Source organism: Nocardioides sp. TRM66260-LWL, from assembly GCF_020075545.1.
GTDB lineage: Bacteria > Actinomycetota > Actinomycetes > Propionibacteriales > Nocardioidaceae > Nocardioides.
This window is the reverse complement of the sequence record NZ_JAIQZK010000003.1, coordinates 132,127-147,281: the sequence shown is the minus strand read 5'-3', so window position 1 is coordinate 147,281 and position 15,155 is coordinate 132,127. Positions and strand designations below refer to the sequence as shown.

Sequence of the window (15,155 nt, the reverse complement as noted above, 5' to 3'; positions counted from 1 at the left end):
CGGACTACTTCTGGAACGGCGGGCCGACGACCAGCGCGACGACGGTGAGCACGGCCACCGCCGCGACGCCCACCGCGACGCCGCGGCCGGGGTGGCGCAGCAGCCAGCCGGCGAGGCGCTCGGCCGGACGGGCCGACCGGCTCGCGGGCTCGCCGAGCAGACGCCACGCGCCGGCCAGGTGACCGAGGCGCTCGGCCCGGCGGTCGAACCAGATGGTCGCGAACGGCGGGATCGAGGACGCCAGGCCGAGCAGGACACGCCCCGCCGGCCAGCGCTGGTCGACCGCGACGAGCAGGACGGTCAGGCAGAAGCCGATGAACACGACGCCGTGCACGAGCCCGAACACGCGCACGCCGAGCTCGGTGACGCCGGAGTACTTGAGCACCATGCCGGCGAGCAGCAGGGCCCAGGTGATCGCCTCGGCCGTCGCGATGCGTCGGAACCAGACCAGCGGGCTCGGCAGGGTCCGGGCGGGCGCCTCGGCGCTCACGACAGCACCGCCTCCGCGACGCCGACCCAGCCGGCGAGGCCGGTGAAGAAGCCGAGGCCGTCGGTGCCGGAGCCGGTGAGCTCCTCGACCGAGTGCTCCGGGTGGGGCATCAGGCCGACGACGTTGCCGCGGGCGTTGCGCACGCCGGCGATGTCGCGCATCGAGCCGTTCGGGTTGAGCTCGAGGTAGCGGGCCACGACCTGCCCCTCCCCCTCGAGCCGGTCGAGCGTCGCCTCGTCGGCGACGTAGCCGCCCTCGCCGTTCTTGAGCACGACGGTGATCTCCTGGCCGGGCGCGTAGGCGCGCGTCCACGGGGTGTCGGTGCTCTCGATCCGCAGACGCTGGTCGCGGCAGACGAAGTGCCGGTGGTCGTTGCGGATGAGCGCACCGGGCAGCAGGTGGGACTCGCAGAGGATCTGGAAGCCGTTGCAGATGCCGAGCACCGGCATGCCGCGCTCGGCGGCGGCGATCACCTCGGTCATCACCGGGGAGAACCGGGAGATCGCGCCGCAGCGCAGGTAGTCGCCGTAGGAGAACCCGCCGGGCAGGATCACCGCGTCGACGCCCCGAAGGTCGTGCTCGCCGTGCCACAGCGCCACGGCCTCGTGGTCGCCAAGCCGCACGGCGCGCCGCGCGTCGACGTCGTCCAGCGAGCCCGGGAAGGTGACGACGCCGACCCTCACGACTCGACCCGCACGCGGTAGTCCTCGATGACCGGGTTGGAGAGCAGCGTCTCGGCCATCTTCTCGACCTCGGCGAGCACCGCGTCGTCGACGTGCGCGACCTCGAGCTCGAACCGCTTGCCCTGGCGGACCTCGGTGACGCCGCTGAACCCCAGCCGCGGCAGGGCGCCGAGCACGGCCTTCCCCTGCGGGTCGAGGATCTCGGGCTTGGGCATGACGTCGACGACGACTCGGGGCACGGGGCGCTCCTCGGGTGGGCCTGGCGGCCTGGGTGGTTCCGGCGGGACGAGTCTAGGGGCGGACGCGGGGGCGGACGCGCTCAGGCGTCCGCCTCGGGACCGTCGTCGACGTCGGCCACCGGCGCCACCGCCGAGGTCGTCTGCGCGTCGGCGGCGTCCGGCCCGGAGCGGGCGTCGTCCTGGCTGACCAGCATGGCGGCCATGACGCTCGCCGACGCGCACAGCCCGGCGGTGACCATGACGGTGCGGCGGCGGCGGGACGCGGCCGGACGGGCGGACGGCTCGGAGTCGCTCATGACCCCAGGGTGCCCGGACGCGCGCCCGTCGCCCAGGGTCCACGGGCCCGTCCCAGGAACGAATCAGGGGACCCTCAGCAGGTGCACAGTCGGGGGACCCGATCGCGACCGATCGCGCGGCACACTGGAGGCATGAGCATGTCGAGCCCGTCCCGCCCCACGTCCCCGCTCCGCCTGGAGTGGCCGCAGTCGCTCGCGGTCTACGACGACTACGCGGCGGCGCAGCGAGCGGTCGACTTCCTCTCCGACCAGCACTTCCCGGTGCAGCACTGCATGATTGTCGGCACCGACCTCAAGCGGATCGAGCGGATCACCGGCCGGCTCACCACCGGGCGGGTCGCGATGAGCGGCATCGCCTCGGGCCTGTGGCTCGGCCTGCTGCTCGGCGTGCTGTTCAGCGTCTTCACCGACGGCGAGAGCGCCCTGGCGACGATCGGCTCCACCCTGGTGCTCGGCGCGCTGTTCGGCATGATCTTCGCCCTGGTCGGCTACGCCATGACCCGCGGCCAGCGCGACTTCTCCTCGGTCACCCAGGTCGTCGCGACGCGCTACGAGGTGCTGGTCGAGCACAAGGTCGCCGCCCAGGCGCGACAGACCCTCAGCCAGCTGCCCGGCGCGCTCACCGAGCCGTTCGCCTGAGCCGCACGGCCCGCGACGCACCACGGCCCCGCACCCGGATCGGGTGCGGGGCCGTGGCGCGTCAGGCGCAGGGGCCGGGCGTCAGGAGAGCTCGCGCTTGAGGATCTTGCCGGTCGCCGTCATCGGCAGGCTCGGCACGATCTCGACCATCCGCGGGTACTTGTAGGCGGCCATCTGCTCCTTGCCCCAGGCGACGATCTCCTCGGCCGTGGCCTCGGCGCCGGGCTCGAGGATGACGTACGCCTTGATCTCCTCGCCGTGGCTCTCGTGCGGCACGCCGATGACGGCGGCGAGCGAGACGGCGGGGTGCGTCAGGAGCACCTCCTCGATCTCGCGCGGGTACACGTTGAAGCCGCCGCGGATGATCATGTCCTTGGAGCGGTCGACGATGTAGTACCAGCCGTCGGCGTCGCGTCGGGCGAGGTCGCCGGAGCGGAACCAGCCGTCGGGGCTGATCGCCTCGGCGGTGGCCTCGGGGCGGCCGTAGTAGCCCTTCATGACGTTGTGGCCGCGGATCGCGATCTCGCCGACGGCGTCCTCGCTCCACTCGATCGGCTCCCAGGAGTCGGCCTGCAGCAGCTCCATCTCGACGCCGGGGATCGGCGTGCCGATGGAGCCGACGCGCACCGGCTGGCCCCACGGCGAGAAGGACGCGACGGGCGAGGTCTCCGAGAGGCCGTAGCCCTCGAGGATCGTGACGCCGAAGCGGCGCTCGAACGCCTTGTGCACCTCGACCGGCAGGGCCGAGCCGCCGGCGACCGCGACCCGCAGGTTGGCCTTGATCGTCGCGACGTCGATCGAGTGGTCGCCGGCCTTCTCGGCCTCGCTGAGCGCGTTGAGCAGGCCCCAGTACATCGTCGGCACGCCGGCGAAGAAGGTGACCGACTCGCGCAGCATGAGCCGCAGCGCGGGCTCGGCCTCGAACCGCGGCAGCATGACGACGGTGCCGCCGAAGGCGAAGCCGGTGTTCTGCACGGCCGTCTGGCCGAAGGAGTGGAAGAGCGGCAGCACGCACAGGTAGGTGTCGGGACGCTCGGTGCTGGCGCCGAAGGTGTCGGCGCTGACCAGGGCGTTGTCGCGCATGTTCCGGTGGCGCAGCTCGGCGCCCTTGGGCTGGCCGGTGGTGCCGGAGGTGTACAGGATGACCGCGGTGTCGTCCTCGTCGGTGGCCACGGTCTCGAAGGTCGGGGCCTGGCCGGCCAGCGCCGAGCCCAGCGTCTCGGCGCCCTCGATCGGGGACGCCGCGGCGGGGTCGGCGGTGATCAGGAAGAAGTGCTCGCAGCCCCCGACCTCGCCGAACCCGGCGAAGCCCTCGGCGCCGAGCGGCAGCTCGGGGGTGCCCTGGAAGCAGAGGTAGGCCTTCGCGTCGGAGTCGCGCAGGTGGTAGGCGATCTCGCGGCCCTTGAGCAGGACGTTCAGCGGGACGACCGCCGCGCCGGCCTTGAGGATGCCGTAGTAGGCGATCGTGAACCACGGGATGTTGACGCAGCTGAGCGCCACCTTGTCGCCGTGCCCGACGCCGCGGGAGGCGAGCAGGTTGGCGACCTGGCTGGCCAGCGCGTCGACCTGCGCGTAGTCGAGCCGGGTGTCGCCGAACACGATGGCGGTGCGCTCGGGGTTCGATCGGGCGCTGTCCTCCAGCAGGCTGGACAGGTTGTACGCGGTCACGTGGCCTCCGTCACTCAGGTGTTGGTGCGGCCAACCTAACCGGCGTCCCTACCGGGCGGTACCGGTCTCAGGGTCGCCTCAGCCGTGCGCCGCGTCCACCAGGCGCGCGGCCCGGCGCAGATCGGCCCGGACGGTGCCCGGCGCGATGCGGTTCAGCACGAAGCCGAGCGGGCCGCGGATGACGAACCGGGGCGCCACCAGGCAGCCGCCCGGGGCGTCGGGGTCGGGGGCGAAGTCGAGGGTGAGCTCGGCGGAGTAGGGACCCATCCGGCCGATCTCGGTCCAGCTGCCGGGGCCGCCGTCGACGGGCGCGTCGAGCGCGGTGGTCTCCATGCGGGGCCGCAGGCCGGGCACCGTGACGTCGACCCAGGTCTGACCGACGCCGACCTCGCCGCGCACGTCGTCGACCCGCCGCAGGCTCGACTGCCAGGACGCGCGGTTGCGCGGGTCGGCCAGGTACGCGCACGCCACGTGCGTCGGCACCGGGAACCGCACCGCCTCGACGCCGTCCGGGCCGGTCGCGCGGCTCACCACGACTCCCCCGTCAGGCGCTCGTAGGCCTCGACGTACCGGCTGCGGGTGCGCTCGACGACCTCGGGCGGCAGCGGCGGCGGCGCCTCCCCGGACGCGCGGTCCCAGCCCGACGCGGCCGAGAGCGCCCAGTTGCGCACGATCTGCTTGTCGTAGGACGGCTGCGCGCGGCCCGGGCGCCAGTCGTCGGCGGGCCAGAAGCGGGAGGAGTCGGGGGTGAGGACCTCGTCGGCGAGCACGATCGTGCCGTCGGGGCGGGCACCCATCTCGAGCTTGGTGTCGGCCAGGATGATGCCGCGCTCGCGGGCCAGCGACTCCGCCCGCGCGTAGACGGCCAGCGTCAGCTCGCGCAGCGCGGCGGCGGTCTCGCCGCCGACCGCGCTCTCGACCGCGGCGTAGTCGACGTTCTCGTCGTGCTCGCCCAGCTCGGCCTTGGTGGCGGGCGTGAAGATCGGCTCCGGCAGCCGGCTGCCGTCGACCAGGCCCTCGGGGAGCGCGATGCCGCACACCTCGCCGGTGGCGTCGTAGTCGAGCAGGCCCGAGCCGGTCAGGTAGCCCCGCGCGACGCACTCGACCGGGAACATCGCGAGCCGCTCGCAGACGACGGCGCGCCCGCGGACGGCGTCCGGCACCTCGGTGGACACGACGTGGTGCGGCACGAGGTCGGCCAGCTGCTCGAACCACCACAGCGACATGCGCGTGAGGATCTCGCCCTTGTCGGGGATGGTCGAGTCGAGCACGAAGTCGAAGATCGAGATGCGATCGCTGGCCACCATCAGCAGGTGGCCGGCGTGCGGCCCGTCGGTGAGCTCGTAGAGGTCGCGCACCTTGCCGGAGTGCAGGTGACGCGCGCCGGGCAGGGTCGGCGCGGGCGGGAGGAGGACGTCGGCCACGGGGCCAGCCTAGGCCGCCGCGTCACCGGCCCCGGACGAACCCGCGGTCCTCGACCCGTGCCGCCACGGCGCGGGCCGGCCGTGCAGCCACCACTCGAGCCGCCGGGTGATCCACGGCAGGCCCAGGTAGGTCATCAGCGGCGTGAGGACGGCGGTGACGGCGAGCACCCGCAGCGGAACCGCCCAGGTCGCCAGCGGGGTGCGAGCGACGATCTCGTTGGCCAGGACGCTGAGCGGCAGGAAGACCAGGAAGATCGCGCAGGCCTGCTTCCACCGCGGCGGCACCGACGGGCCGGCGCCCTCCTCGACGTGGCGGGTGGCGGGGTCGTCGAACCAGCCCTCGATGCCGGTGACCCGCTCGACCCGCGACTCCTCCACGCCCAGCGCCGTCGCCGACGCGCGCCACCAGCGTCGCTCCGGCGAGCCCTCCCAGGCGGCCAGCGCCTCGGCGTCGACGAACCGGAACAGCACGTGCCAGGTGTCGGAGCCGGCGTCCGGCCGCAGCCACCCCGAGCCCAGGAAGCCCGGGAAGCGCTGCACCAGCGAGGTGCCCGCCTCGAGCCACGCCACCATCTCCGACTCGTGGTCGGGGTCGAGCCGGCGGGTGATCGCGACGGTGACGGGGGCGGTCATGGACGCCAGGCTCGCAGCCTGCCCGAACGGATGCGAGATCGATCGGGCGAGCACGGCACGCTGGGCGGGTGAGCGATGTCGACGAGCGCACGGCCGACGCCGCGACGGCCCCGCCGTCGCCGCACCCGCACCGGTGGCGGATCCTGGGCGTCACGCTCGTGGTCGGCTTCATGGCGCTGCTGGACGTCTCGATCGTCAACGTGGCGATCCCCGCGATGCAGCAGGGGCTGGACACCGACACCGGCACGATCCAGTGGGTCGTCTCCGGCTACGCGCTGGCGTTCGGCCTCGTGCTCGTCGCCGGCGGACGCCTGGGCGACGCCTACGGCCGCCGCCGGCTCATGCTCGTCGGCCTGACGCTGTTCGTGCTGACCAGCGCGGCCGTGGGCCTGGCGCCGACCGCCGAGCTGGTCGTCGTCGCGCGGCTGCTCCAGGGCGCCAGCGCCGGTCTGCTGACCCCGCAGAACTCCGGCCTCATCCAGCAGCTCTTCACCGGACGCGAGCGGGCACGCGCGTTCGGCGCGTTCGGCTTCACCGTCTCGGCCGCCTCGGCGGCCGGACCCGTGATCGGCGGCGGCATCCTCGCCCTCGCCGGCGACGACGGCTGGCGCTACCTGTTCCTCGTCAACGTGCCGATCGGGCTGGTCGCGCTCGTCGCCGTCGCCGTGCTCGTGCCGCGACGTCCGGCCGCGTCCCGCACGGCCGTCGGCATCGACGGAGTCGGCGCGGTGCTGCTCGGCGTCACCGTGCTGTGCCTGCTCTACCCCGTGGTGCGGTTCGAGGGCGGGGCGCGGCTGCCGCTCGTCCTGCTGCTCGGCGTGCCGCTGGCGGGCTGGGCGTTCGTGGCCTGGGAGCGGCGGGTCGCCGACCGCGGCCGGCCGCCGCTGCTCGACCTCGCGCTGCTGCGCGGACTGCCCGGCTACCTCGACGGCCTGGCCGTCGGCACCCTCTTCTTCACCGGCTTCACCGGGCTGCTGCTCGTCCTCTCCCTCTACCTGCAGCAGGAGCTCGGACGCACGCCGCTGCAGGCGGCGTTCGTGCTGCTGCCGTTCGCGCTGGGCTCGGCGGCGGGCTCGCCCCTGGCGGCGCGGTTCGTCTCCGACCGGGGTCGCGTGGTGAGCGTCGTCGCGCTCGTCGTGATGATCCTCGGCGTCGGCGCGGCGGCGCTGGTCGCGATCGGCCGCGATCCGCTGTGGCCGTGGCTGGCGCCGCTGCTGCTGGTGGCCGGGCTGGGCTCGGGTGCGGTCGTCTCGCCCAACTTCACCCTGACGCTGGCCGAGGTGCCGCCGCGGATGGGCGGCGCGGCCGGCGGGGCGCTGCAGACGGGCCAGCGGATCGGCGCCGCGATCGGCGCCGCCGTGCTCGTCACGGTCTACGAGGCGGCGCTGCGCCGCACCTCGCCGGACGTCGCCCTGCGCACCGCCCTGCTCACCGGCGTCACGCTGCTCGTGCTCGCCCTGGTCGTGGCCGTGCGGGCGTGGCGGCGCGATCCCGCGCCAGCCGCCGCCGAGGCCTCCGGGACCTCTAGCGTGGGCGCATGAGGATCGCGCTCACCGGGGCCACCGGCGCCGTCGGCCGGCTCGTCGCCGCCGAGCTCGCCGACCTGCGTCCGCTGCTGCTCGGACGCGACCCCTCGCGGCTGACCGACCTCGGCGGCGGGGTCGCGCGCTTCGACTACGCGCAGGCGGACGCCTCGGTGCTGGCCGGCGTCGACGTGCTGCTGCTGGTGTCGGGCGCGGAGGCCGCCGACCGCCGCGACCAGCACCGCCGAGCCGTGGCCGCGGCGGCCGAGGCGGGCGTCGGCCACGTCGTCTACACCTCGTTCCTCGGCGCGGCGCCCGACGCCACCTTCACCCTGGGCCGCGACCACGCCGACACCGAGGCCGCGCTGCGCGACTCCGGCTGCGCGTGGACGTTCCTGCGTGACGGCTTCTACGCCGACCTGCTGCCGTTCTTCGCCGACGACGCCGGGGTGCTGCGCGGCCCCGCCGGCGACGGCCGGGTCTCGGCCGTGGCCCGCGCCGACGTGGCCGCGTGCGCGTCCGCCGTCCTGCGCTCCCCGGCGCCGCACGCCGGCGTCGCCTACGAGCTGACCGGCCCCGAGGCGCTGACCCTCACCGAGGTCGCCGCCCGCGCTGGCGCTGTCCTGGGCCGGACGCTGCGGTTCGAGGACGAGACGGTCGAGCAGGCCTACGCGTCCCGCCGCGCGGCCTACCCCGACGCGCCCGACTGGCAGCTGGACGCGTGGGTGAGCACGTACACCGCGATCGCCGAGGGCTCGCAGGCCCGCGTCAGCCCCGACGTCGAACGGCTCACCGGCCACCCGGCCCGCACGCTCGAGCAGGCGCTGCGCGGCTGACCGCGCGTCCCACGGGCCTCGTGCCGGGGGCGACTGGTCAGGGAGAACTGGACGTTGTCAGGCGAAACTTCCCCTGACAACGTCCGGAATCCCCGGATATCCGGGGAAACCTGCGCGAGGTGCCCCGCCGTCCCTACGCCGTCACGTGGTGCACGAAGCACCACCGCCAGTGCTCGTCGGGCTCGGCGGACTGCATGACGGGGTGCGTGGTGTCGCGGAAGTGGCGGGTGGCGTGCTGGCCGGGCGAGGAGTCGCAGCAGCCGACGTGGCCGCAGGCCAGGCACTGGCGCAGGGCGACCCAGCGGGTGCCCTCGCGCAGGCAGTCGGGGCAGGTGTTGGTGTGCACGGTCTCGACCGCGGGGTGCTCGCGCAGGTCGTCGCACTCCTCGCCGGCCTTGAAGTGCAGCGAGCCGTAGGAGCGCAGCTCGTCGCGCTCGGCGGTGGCGACGTCGATCATCGACTCCTCGACGTCGAGGGTGGCGAGCACCTCGGCGATCACCTCCGAGGCGATCCGGCCGGAGCGACGGATGTCGAGGATCCGCTCGCGCTCGGCGGCGATCATCTCCGTGCGGACGCGGGCGTAGAGCTCCGAGGGCGTCTCCTCGTCGGCCGTGGTGCCGAGCCGCTCCCAGGCAGCGAAGTTGCGCTGGTCGATGCGGGTGCGGATGGCGTCGACCATGCCGTGGGGGTCCTCGTACTCCAGCTGCTCGAGCCGCTCGAAGCCGGCCTGGGAGGCCTTCTGCAGCAGCGTGGCGCGGGCGAGGGCGTCGTCCATCGGGTCGGGCCCGGGCACCCGCAGCCGCCGGGTGAGCCACGGCAGGGAGAGGCCCTGGATGAACAGGGTGCCCGCCACCACGCTGAACGCGACGACCAGCAGCACCTCGCGGTGCGGGGTGTCCTCGGGGATGACGAAGGCCGCGGCCAGGGTCACCACGCCGCGCATGCCGGCCCACCCGAGCAGGAACGTGTAGGGCCACGGCGGGCCGCCGGCGCTCGCGCTGCCGGGACGGATCAGCAGGTACCGCACCGGGAACACCCACGCCAGCCGCAGGACGATGACGGTCGCCAGGGTCGCGGCGCACAGCGCGATCACCATGGGGACGCCGAGCTCGGAGTCGCCGACGTCGGCCACCAGCAGGTGGGCCTGCAGGCCGATCAGCAGGAAGACGGCGTTCTCCAGGACGAACGCGATCGTGCGCCAGTTGGTGCGCTCGGCGATCCGCGACTGCGCGGTCTGGAGCACCGGCGCCCGGTGGCCGAGCAGCAGTCCGGCCACGACCACGCCGATCACGCCGCTGGCGTGCAGCTCCTCGGCGGCCAGGTAGGCGGCGAAGGGGATCAGCAGCGAGATGCCGGTGTCGAGCACCGGCTCGGTGACGTGGTGCCGGATGCGGCCCACGACCAGGTACGTGACGACGCCGACCAGCGCGCCGCCGCCGGCCGCGACGAGGAAGTCGAGCGCGACGCCCTGTGCGGTGATGCCGACGCCGGCCGCGGCGACGGCGGTGCGCAGCGCCACCAGCGCGGTGGCGTCGTTGAGCAGCGACTCGCCCTCGAGGATCGTCACGATGCGACGCGGCAGCCCGATGCGGCGGCCGATCGTCGTCGCGGCCACCGCGTCCGGCGGAGCGACGACGGCGCCGATCGCGAACGCCGCCGGCCACCCGACGTCGGGCACCATCGCGTGCACCACGAGCGCGACGCCGGCGGTCGTGAAGGCGACCAGCCCGACCGAGAGCAGGAGGATCGAGCGGCGGTTGGCGTTGAAGTCGACCAGGGAGGTCTGCAGCGCCGCGGAGTAGAGCAGCGGCGGCAGCAGCCCCAGCAGGACGATCTCCGGCTCGAGGGTCACCTCCGGGATCTGCGGCACGTACGACACCACGACGCCGACCACGATCAGCGCCAGCGGGGGCGGCACCGAGATCCGCTCGGCCAGCGCCGCGACGAGGATGACGGTCGCCACCAGCGCGACGAGGCCCAGCGCGATGTCCATGGGCCCATCATCGCGGGCCCGGGCGCGCGGCGGCACCTCCCGTCGGCGTCGGCGGGATCCGGGCGTAGGGTCCGAGCCGGGAGATGCATGGACGTCCATGCATCGTCGCACCCAGATCGGGAGGGGTTCGGATGACGCAGGGGAGTCGGGAGATCGAGCGGGTCGGCGTGGTCGGCTGCGGGCTGATGGGCGCGGGCATCGCGGAGGTGAACGCGCGCGCCGGCCTCGACGTGGTCGTCGTGGAGTCCTCGCCCGCCGCCGCGGACGCCGGTCGCGCCCGGCTGGAGCGCTCGCTGCGGCGCGCCGAGGACAAGGGCAAGCTCGCGGAGTCGGCCGACGACGTCCTCGCCCGCATCCGCCTGGTCACCGAGCTCGACGCGCTGGCCGACCGGCAGGTCGTGGTCGAGGCGATCGTCGAGGACGAGGACGCCAAGGTCGCGCTCTTCCGGCGCCTCGACGCCGTGGTGACCGACCCGCTGGCGATCCTGGCGTCCAACACCTCCTCGATCCCGATCATGAAGCTCGGCGTCGTCACCGCCCGCCCGACCCAGGTCATGGGCATCCACTTCTTCAACCCCGTCCCGGTGCTGCGGCTCGTCGAGCTCGTGCCCTCGCTGCTCACCGCGCCCGAGACCACCGAGCGCGCCCGCGCCTACGTCGAGGGCCCGCTCGGCAAGTCGGCCATCGACTGCCAGGACCGCGCGGGATTCGTCGTCAACGCGCTGCTCATCCCGTTCGTGCTCTCGGCGATCCGGATGTTCGAGTCGGGCTTCGCCTCCGCCGAGGACATCGACCGCGGTCTCGTGCTGGGCGCCGCCCACCCGCAGGGCCCGCTCGCGCTCGCCGACCTGATCGGCCTCGACACCGTCCAGGCGGTCGCGGAGTCGCTCTACGAGGAGTTCAAGGAGCCGCTCTACGCCGCGCCGCCGCTGCTCGCCCGGATGGTCGACGCGGGGCTGCTGGGCCGCAAGAGCGGGCGCGGCTTCTACACCTACTGAGCCCGGGGAGGCCGGGGAGCCGCCGGGTCAGGGACGCAGCGCCCGGATCCGCTCGTCGAGCGCCCGCCGGTCACCGCGGCCGACCCGCGCCTCGACGACCTCCAGCCCGCCGTTGGGCGAGGCGAGCACCTGCTCAAGCTCGGGCAGGCTGTCGACGCGCACGTGCGGCGTGCGCGACGCCGCGCACAGGGACGCGAGGTCGGCGTGGTGCGGGGTGGCGAAGAGCCGCTCGAACCGGTCGGCGTACGCGGGCCCGCCCTGCTCGAGGGTGGCGAAGATCGAGCCGCCGTCGTCGTTGACGACCACGAGCGTCAGGTCGGGACGCGGCTCGTCGGGCCCCAGCAGCAGGCCGTTGGCGTCGTGCAGGAAGGTGACGTCGCCGAGGAGGGCGATCGCCCGCGTGGAGTGCGGACGCGCCAGCGCGGCGCCGATCGCGGTCGAGACGACGCCGTCGATGCCGGCCAGGCCGCGGTTGGCCAGGACCATCCGCCGCTCCCCCACCCCGAAGCCGCGCTGCATCAGGTCGAGGTCGCGGATCGGGTTGGACGGGCCGACCACCAGCAGGGCGCCCGGCTCGGTGGCCCGCACGACCGCGCCGGCGACCTCGTACGGCGTCAGCGCCGGCTCGGCGGCCAGCAGCAGGTCGAGCGCGCGGCCGAGGGCCGCGTCGGCCTCGGCCCACCGCCGACGCCAGGCGAGCTCGGCGGAGTCGGGCTCGCCGTCGACCCGTGCGCCCGGCACGTGCCGCGCCACGGGATGCGGCCGGGCGAACCGGCCCGGCGGCTCGAGGTCCAGCACCTCGACGTCGGCGCGGGCCAGCAGCCGCTGCACGGGTCGCGAGAGGGTCGGGTGACCCGCCACGACGACCCGCTCGACGTCGGCCGCCAGCCCGAGGTCGTCGGCACCGAGGAGGAGCCGGTAGCAGCGCAGGGCGGCCTCGCCCGTGCGGGAGCCGCTGGACGGCTCGGCCAGCAGCGGCCAGCCCCCCGCCTCGGCCAGGCGCCGGGCGGGCGGACCGGCGTCGTCGCCGGCCACCACGACCGTGCGCGGGCCGCGGGGCAGCGTCCCGCCCGGGGCACGGCCGCGGACGGCGCGCCAGCCGTCGACGGCCGGGACGGCTGCCGGCGTCCAGCGGTCGTCCGGCGTCAGCGGGTCGTCCAGCCGCAGGTTCACGTGGGCCGGCCGGTCGAGCGGCAGGTCCGGCACCGGGCCGGCCTCGAGGTCGACCGTGGTCAGCAGCGGGCCGAACACGTCGACCTGCTCGGTGGTCTGGTTGGCGCTGGTGCCCGCGAGCCGACGGGGCCGGTCGGCGGTGAGCGCGATCATCGGCACGCCGGCGTGCACGGCCTCGAGCAGGGCGGGGTGCAGGTTGGCCACCGCGGTGCCGGAGGTGCAGGTGACGACGGCACGCCCGCCGGCCCGGGTCAGGCCGAGGGCGAGGAACGCCGCCGAGCGCTCGTCGATGCGGGTGTGCAGGCGCAGCAGGCCGGCGGCCGCCGCGTCGGCCGCCGCGAAGGCCACGGGGGCGTTGCGGGATCCGGGCGCGAGCACCAGGTCGGTGACGCCCTGCGCGAGCAGCGCCTGCAGGACGTCGCGGGCCAGCGCGGTGGCCGCCCCGCTCACGGACGGCCCCCGTCGGCGAGCGCGCGGACGGCGTCGAGCCGCTCCTGCCAGTGCCGCACCCGCTCCGCTGGCGCCGCGAGCCGGTCGAGGGCCGCCTCGTCGACGTCCGGACGGCCGACCGGCAGGTGCCCCTCCACGGGCAGCAGCGGCGCGGCGACGACGTCGTCGGCGAGCAGCCGGACGGTCGCCAGGCCGCACGCGAAGGGCAGCTCCGGCAGGGCCGCGGCCAGCGCCAGGCCGGCCGCGATGCCCACCGAGGTCTCCAGCGCCGAGGAGACCACCACGGGCAGGCCGATGTCCTCGGCGATCCGCAGGCAGGCCGCGACGCCGCCGAGCGGCTGCACCTTGAGCACCGCCACGTCGGCGGCCGCGAGGTCGCGGACGCGGTACGGGTCGACGGCCCGGCGGATCGACTCGTCCGCGGCGATCGGGACGTCGACGGCCCGGCGCACCGCGGCCAGCTCCTCGACGGTCGCGCAGGGCTGCTCGACGTACTCCAGCCCGCCGGCGGCCCGGTCCAGCACGGGGATCGCCGCGAGCGCGGCGTCGAGGTCCCAGCCGCCGTTGACGTCGATCCGCACCCGGCCGCCCGGGCCGAGCGCGTCGCGGACGGCCTCGAGCCGCGCCTGGTCGTCGGCGAGGGTCTGCCCGGGCTCGGCGACCTTGACCTTGGCGGTGCCGCAGCCCGCAGCGGCGACGATCGCGTGCGCCTGCGGCCCGTCGACCGCCGGCACCGTCACGTTCACGGGGATGCGCGTGCGGCGCGGCTCTGGCCACCCGCCGCGCGCCGCCTCCTCGGCGCAGCCCAGCCAGGCGGCCGCCTCGCGGGCGTCGTACTCGAGGAACGGCGACCACTCGCCCCACCCGCCGTCGGGGCCGCGGACGAACGCCGCCTCGCGCACCGTGAGGCCGCGGAAGCGGGTGCGCATCGGGATCCGCACCACCCGCAGGTCGCTCATCGCCCGACCTCGGGAGCGGCGGCCAGCGCCAGCGCCCGCAGCGCGGCGCGGTCGGGCTTGCCGTTGGCCAGCAGCGGCAGGTCGTCGAGCCGCTCCAGGACGACGAGCTGCCGCGGCGCCCAGCTGCGCGGGTGCGCCTGGGCGACCCAGGCGCGGGCGGCCTCCAGGTCGAGCGCGCCGACGACGACGGCCACCAGCCGGTTGCCCCACTCCGGGTCGGGCAGCCCCAGCGCCTCCGCGGCGACGACGTCCGGGTGCGCCCGCAGCCGGGCCGCCACCACCCCGGCCGGCACGTTGACGCCGCCGGTGACGACGAGGTCGTCGAGGCGCCCGAGGACCTCCAGCCGGCCGTCGTGGTCGAGCCGCCCGGCGTCGGAGGTGAGGAACCAGCCGTCGACGAGCGTCTCCGCGGTGAGCGCGGGGTCGTCCTGGTAGCCGGCGAACACCGTGGGCCCGCCGATGCGCAGCCGCCCGTCGGCGCCCACCGCGAGCGCGACGCCGTCCAGCGGCACGCCGTCGTAGACGCAGCCGCCGGCCGTCTCGGCGCTGCCGTAGGTGGCCACCGTCCGGACGCCGTGGGCCGCCGCCCGCTCGCGCAGACCGGGGTCGACGGGTCCGCCGCCGAGCAGCACCGTGTGCAGCGAGGCGAGCGCGGCCAGGTCGGCCGCGGCGGACCCGTCGGCCCCGTCGGACTCGGCCGCGTCCAGCACCCGCAGCAGCTGCGTGGGCACCAGCGAGACGAACCCGGGGACGCCGTCGGGCAGCGCGGCGACGGCCGCGGCCAGGCTCGGGTGGTCGTCGCGCAGCACGGGACGGTGGCCCGCGACCAGCGAGCGGCAGATCACCTGCACTCCGGCGACGAAGCCGGCGGGGAGCGCGAGCACCCACGCACCGGACGCGCCGAGCCGGTCGGCGGAGGCCCGCACCGAGGCCAGCACCGCAGCACGGGGCAGCAGCACGCGCTTGGGCTGACCGGTCGAGCCGGAGGTCTCGACGATCCACGGCGGCGGGGCGTCGGCGCGCAGCCAGTCGGCGAGGCAGTCGACGACGGCGCTCGCGGGGGCCTGGGGCGCGCTGCTCACCCCGGCACGGTAGCGGTCGGCTCCCAGCCTCCGGGGTGGGCGATCGGCCGCGGCGCCGACCGACGCGGG

The 15,155-nt window shown here is 75.3% G+C and carries 16 protein-coding genes; 4 read left to right on the top strand and 12 right to left on the bottom strand.

Going from position 1 to position 15,155, the window contains the following annotated elements; genetic code table 11:
• Window positions 1-4: 4 nt before the first annotated feature.
• The 4 genes from K8Z61_RS09985 to K8Z61_RS09970 form a co-directional block, all read right to left on the bottom strand.
• Complete coding sequence (locus K8Z61_RS09985; RefSeq protein WP_224129049.1) at window positions 5-490, bottom strand: DUF3817 domain-containing protein; 486 nt, start codon at window positions 488-490, stop codon at window positions 5-7.
• On the bottom strand, window positions 487-1,173 hold the full coding sequence (gene purQ, locus K8Z61_RS09980; RefSeq protein WP_224129048.1) for a phosphoribosylformylglycinamidine synthase subunit PurQ: 687 nt from the start codon (window positions 1,171-1,173) through the stop codon (window positions 487-489). The genes K8Z61_RS09985 and purQ overlap by 4 nt, the downstream gene beginning before the upstream one ends.
• Window positions 1,170-1,412, bottom strand: a complete 243-nt coding sequence (gene purS, locus K8Z61_RS09975) for a phosphoribosylformylglycinamidine synthase subunit PurS (protein WP_224129046.1) — start codon at window positions 1,410-1,412, stop codon at window positions 1,170-1,172. The genes purQ and purS overlap by 4 nt, the downstream gene beginning before the upstream one ends.
• An 80-nt stretch (window positions 1,413-1,492) precedes the next feature.
• Window positions 1,493-1,708 carry a hypothetical protein gene (locus tag K8Z61_RS09970; RefSeq protein WP_224129044.1) on the bottom strand — a complete coding sequence of 72 codons (216 nt, stop codon included), beginning with the start codon at window positions 1,706-1,708 and terminating at the stop codon, window positions 1,493-1,495.
• Window positions 1,709-1,840: 132 nt separating this feature from the next.
• Between K8Z61_RS09970 and K8Z61_RS09965 the strand changes: the two genes are divergently transcribed.
• Window positions 1,841-2,347: a general stress protein gene (locus K8Z61_RS09965; protein WP_224129042.1), complete on the top strand. Its 507-nt coding sequence runs from the start codon at window positions 1,841-1,843 to the stop codon at window positions 2,345-2,347.
• 81 nt (window positions 2,348-2,428) lie between these two features.
• Here the strand turns inward: K8Z61_RS09965 and K8Z61_RS09960 are convergent, their stop codons facing one another.
• The 4 genes from K8Z61_RS09960 to K8Z61_RS09945 form a co-directional block, all read right to left on the bottom strand.
• Entirely contained in the window at window positions 2,429-4,015 is a 1,587-nt protein-coding gene (locus K8Z61_RS09960; RefSeq protein ID WP_224129040.1) for a long-chain fatty acid--CoA ligase, read from the bottom strand.
• Between the two features lie 78 nt (window positions 4,016-4,093).
• A complete protein-coding gene (locus tag K8Z61_RS09955; protein ID WP_224129038.1) occupies window positions 4,094-4,546 on the bottom strand; it encodes an SRPBCC family protein in 453 nt (150 codons plus the stop codon).
• A complete protein-coding gene (locus K8Z61_RS09950) occupies window positions 4,543-5,439 on the bottom strand; it encodes a phosphoribosylaminoimidazolesuccinocarboxamide synthase (RefSeq protein ID WP_224129036.1) in 897 nt (298 codons plus the stop codon). Before K8Z61_RS09950 ends, K8Z61_RS09955 begins: the two co-directional genes overlap by 4 nt.
• Before the next feature lie 9 nt (window positions 5,440-5,448).
• Window positions 5,449-6,072 carry an antibiotic biosynthesis monooxygenase gene (locus K8Z61_RS09945; protein WP_224129034.1) on the bottom strand — a complete coding sequence of 208 codons (624 nt, stop codon included), beginning with the start codon at window positions 6,070-6,072 and terminating at the stop codon, window positions 5,449-5,451.
• Between the two features lie 68 nt (window positions 6,073-6,140).
• On the opposite strand from K8Z61_RS09945, the gene K8Z61_RS09940 reads away from it, so the two are divergent.
• On the top strand, window positions 6,141-7,613 hold the full coding sequence (locus tag K8Z61_RS09940) for an MFS transporter (RefSeq protein ID WP_224129032.1): 1,473 nt from the start codon (window positions 6,141-6,143) through the stop codon (window positions 7,611-7,613).
• Window positions 7,610-8,431 carry an NAD(P)H-binding protein gene (locus K8Z61_RS09935; RefSeq protein WP_224129029.1) on the top strand — a complete coding sequence of 274 codons (822 nt, stop codon included), beginning with the start codon at window positions 7,610-7,612 and terminating at the stop codon, window positions 8,429-8,431. Before K8Z61_RS09940 ends, K8Z61_RS09935 begins: the two co-directional genes overlap by 4 nt.
• A 133-nt stretch (window positions 8,432-8,564) precedes the next feature.
• Here the strand turns inward: K8Z61_RS09935 and K8Z61_RS09930 are convergent, their stop codons facing one another.
• A complete protein-coding gene (locus tag K8Z61_RS09930; RefSeq protein ID WP_224129028.1) occupies window positions 8,565-10,424 on the bottom strand; it encodes a Na+/H+ antiporter in 1,860 nt (619 codons plus the stop codon).
• A 131-nt stretch (window positions 10,425-10,555) separates the two neighbouring features.
• Here K8Z61_RS09930 and K8Z61_RS09925 point away from each other — a divergent pair, with 131 nt between their 5' ends.
• Window positions 10,556-11,422, top strand: a complete 867-nt coding sequence (locus K8Z61_RS09925; RefSeq protein WP_224129026.1) for a 3-hydroxybutyryl-CoA dehydrogenase — start codon at window positions 10,556-10,558, stop codon at window positions 11,420-11,422.
• A 27-nt stretch (window positions 11,423-11,449) separates the two neighbouring features.
• On the opposite strand, the gene menD is transcribed toward K8Z61_RS09925, so the two are convergent.
• Genes menD through K8Z61_RS09910 form a run of 3 tightly spaced genes read right to left on the bottom strand, consistent with a single transcriptional unit; the run spans window position 11,450 to window position 15,086 of the window.
• On the bottom strand, window positions 11,450-13,045 hold the full coding sequence (gene menD, locus K8Z61_RS09920; RefSeq protein WP_224129024.1) for a 2-succinyl-5-enolpyruvyl-6-hydroxy-3-cyclohexene-1-carboxylic-acid synthase: 1,596 nt from the start codon (window positions 13,043-13,045) through the stop codon (window positions 11,450-11,452).
• Entirely contained in the window at window positions 13,042-14,004 is a 963-nt protein-coding gene (locus K8Z61_RS09915) for an o-succinylbenzoate synthase (protein ID WP_224129021.1), read from the bottom strand. The genes menD and K8Z61_RS09915 overlap by 4 nt, the downstream gene beginning before the upstream one ends.
• Window positions 14,001-15,086 carry an AMP-binding protein gene (locus K8Z61_RS09910; protein ID WP_224129019.1) on the bottom strand — a complete coding sequence of 362 codons (1,086 nt, stop codon included), beginning with the start codon at window positions 15,084-15,086 and terminating at the stop codon, window positions 14,001-14,003. Before K8Z61_RS09910 ends, K8Z61_RS09915 begins: the two co-directional genes overlap by 4 nt.
• Between the last annotated feature and the right edge of the window lie 69 nt (window positions 15,087-15,155).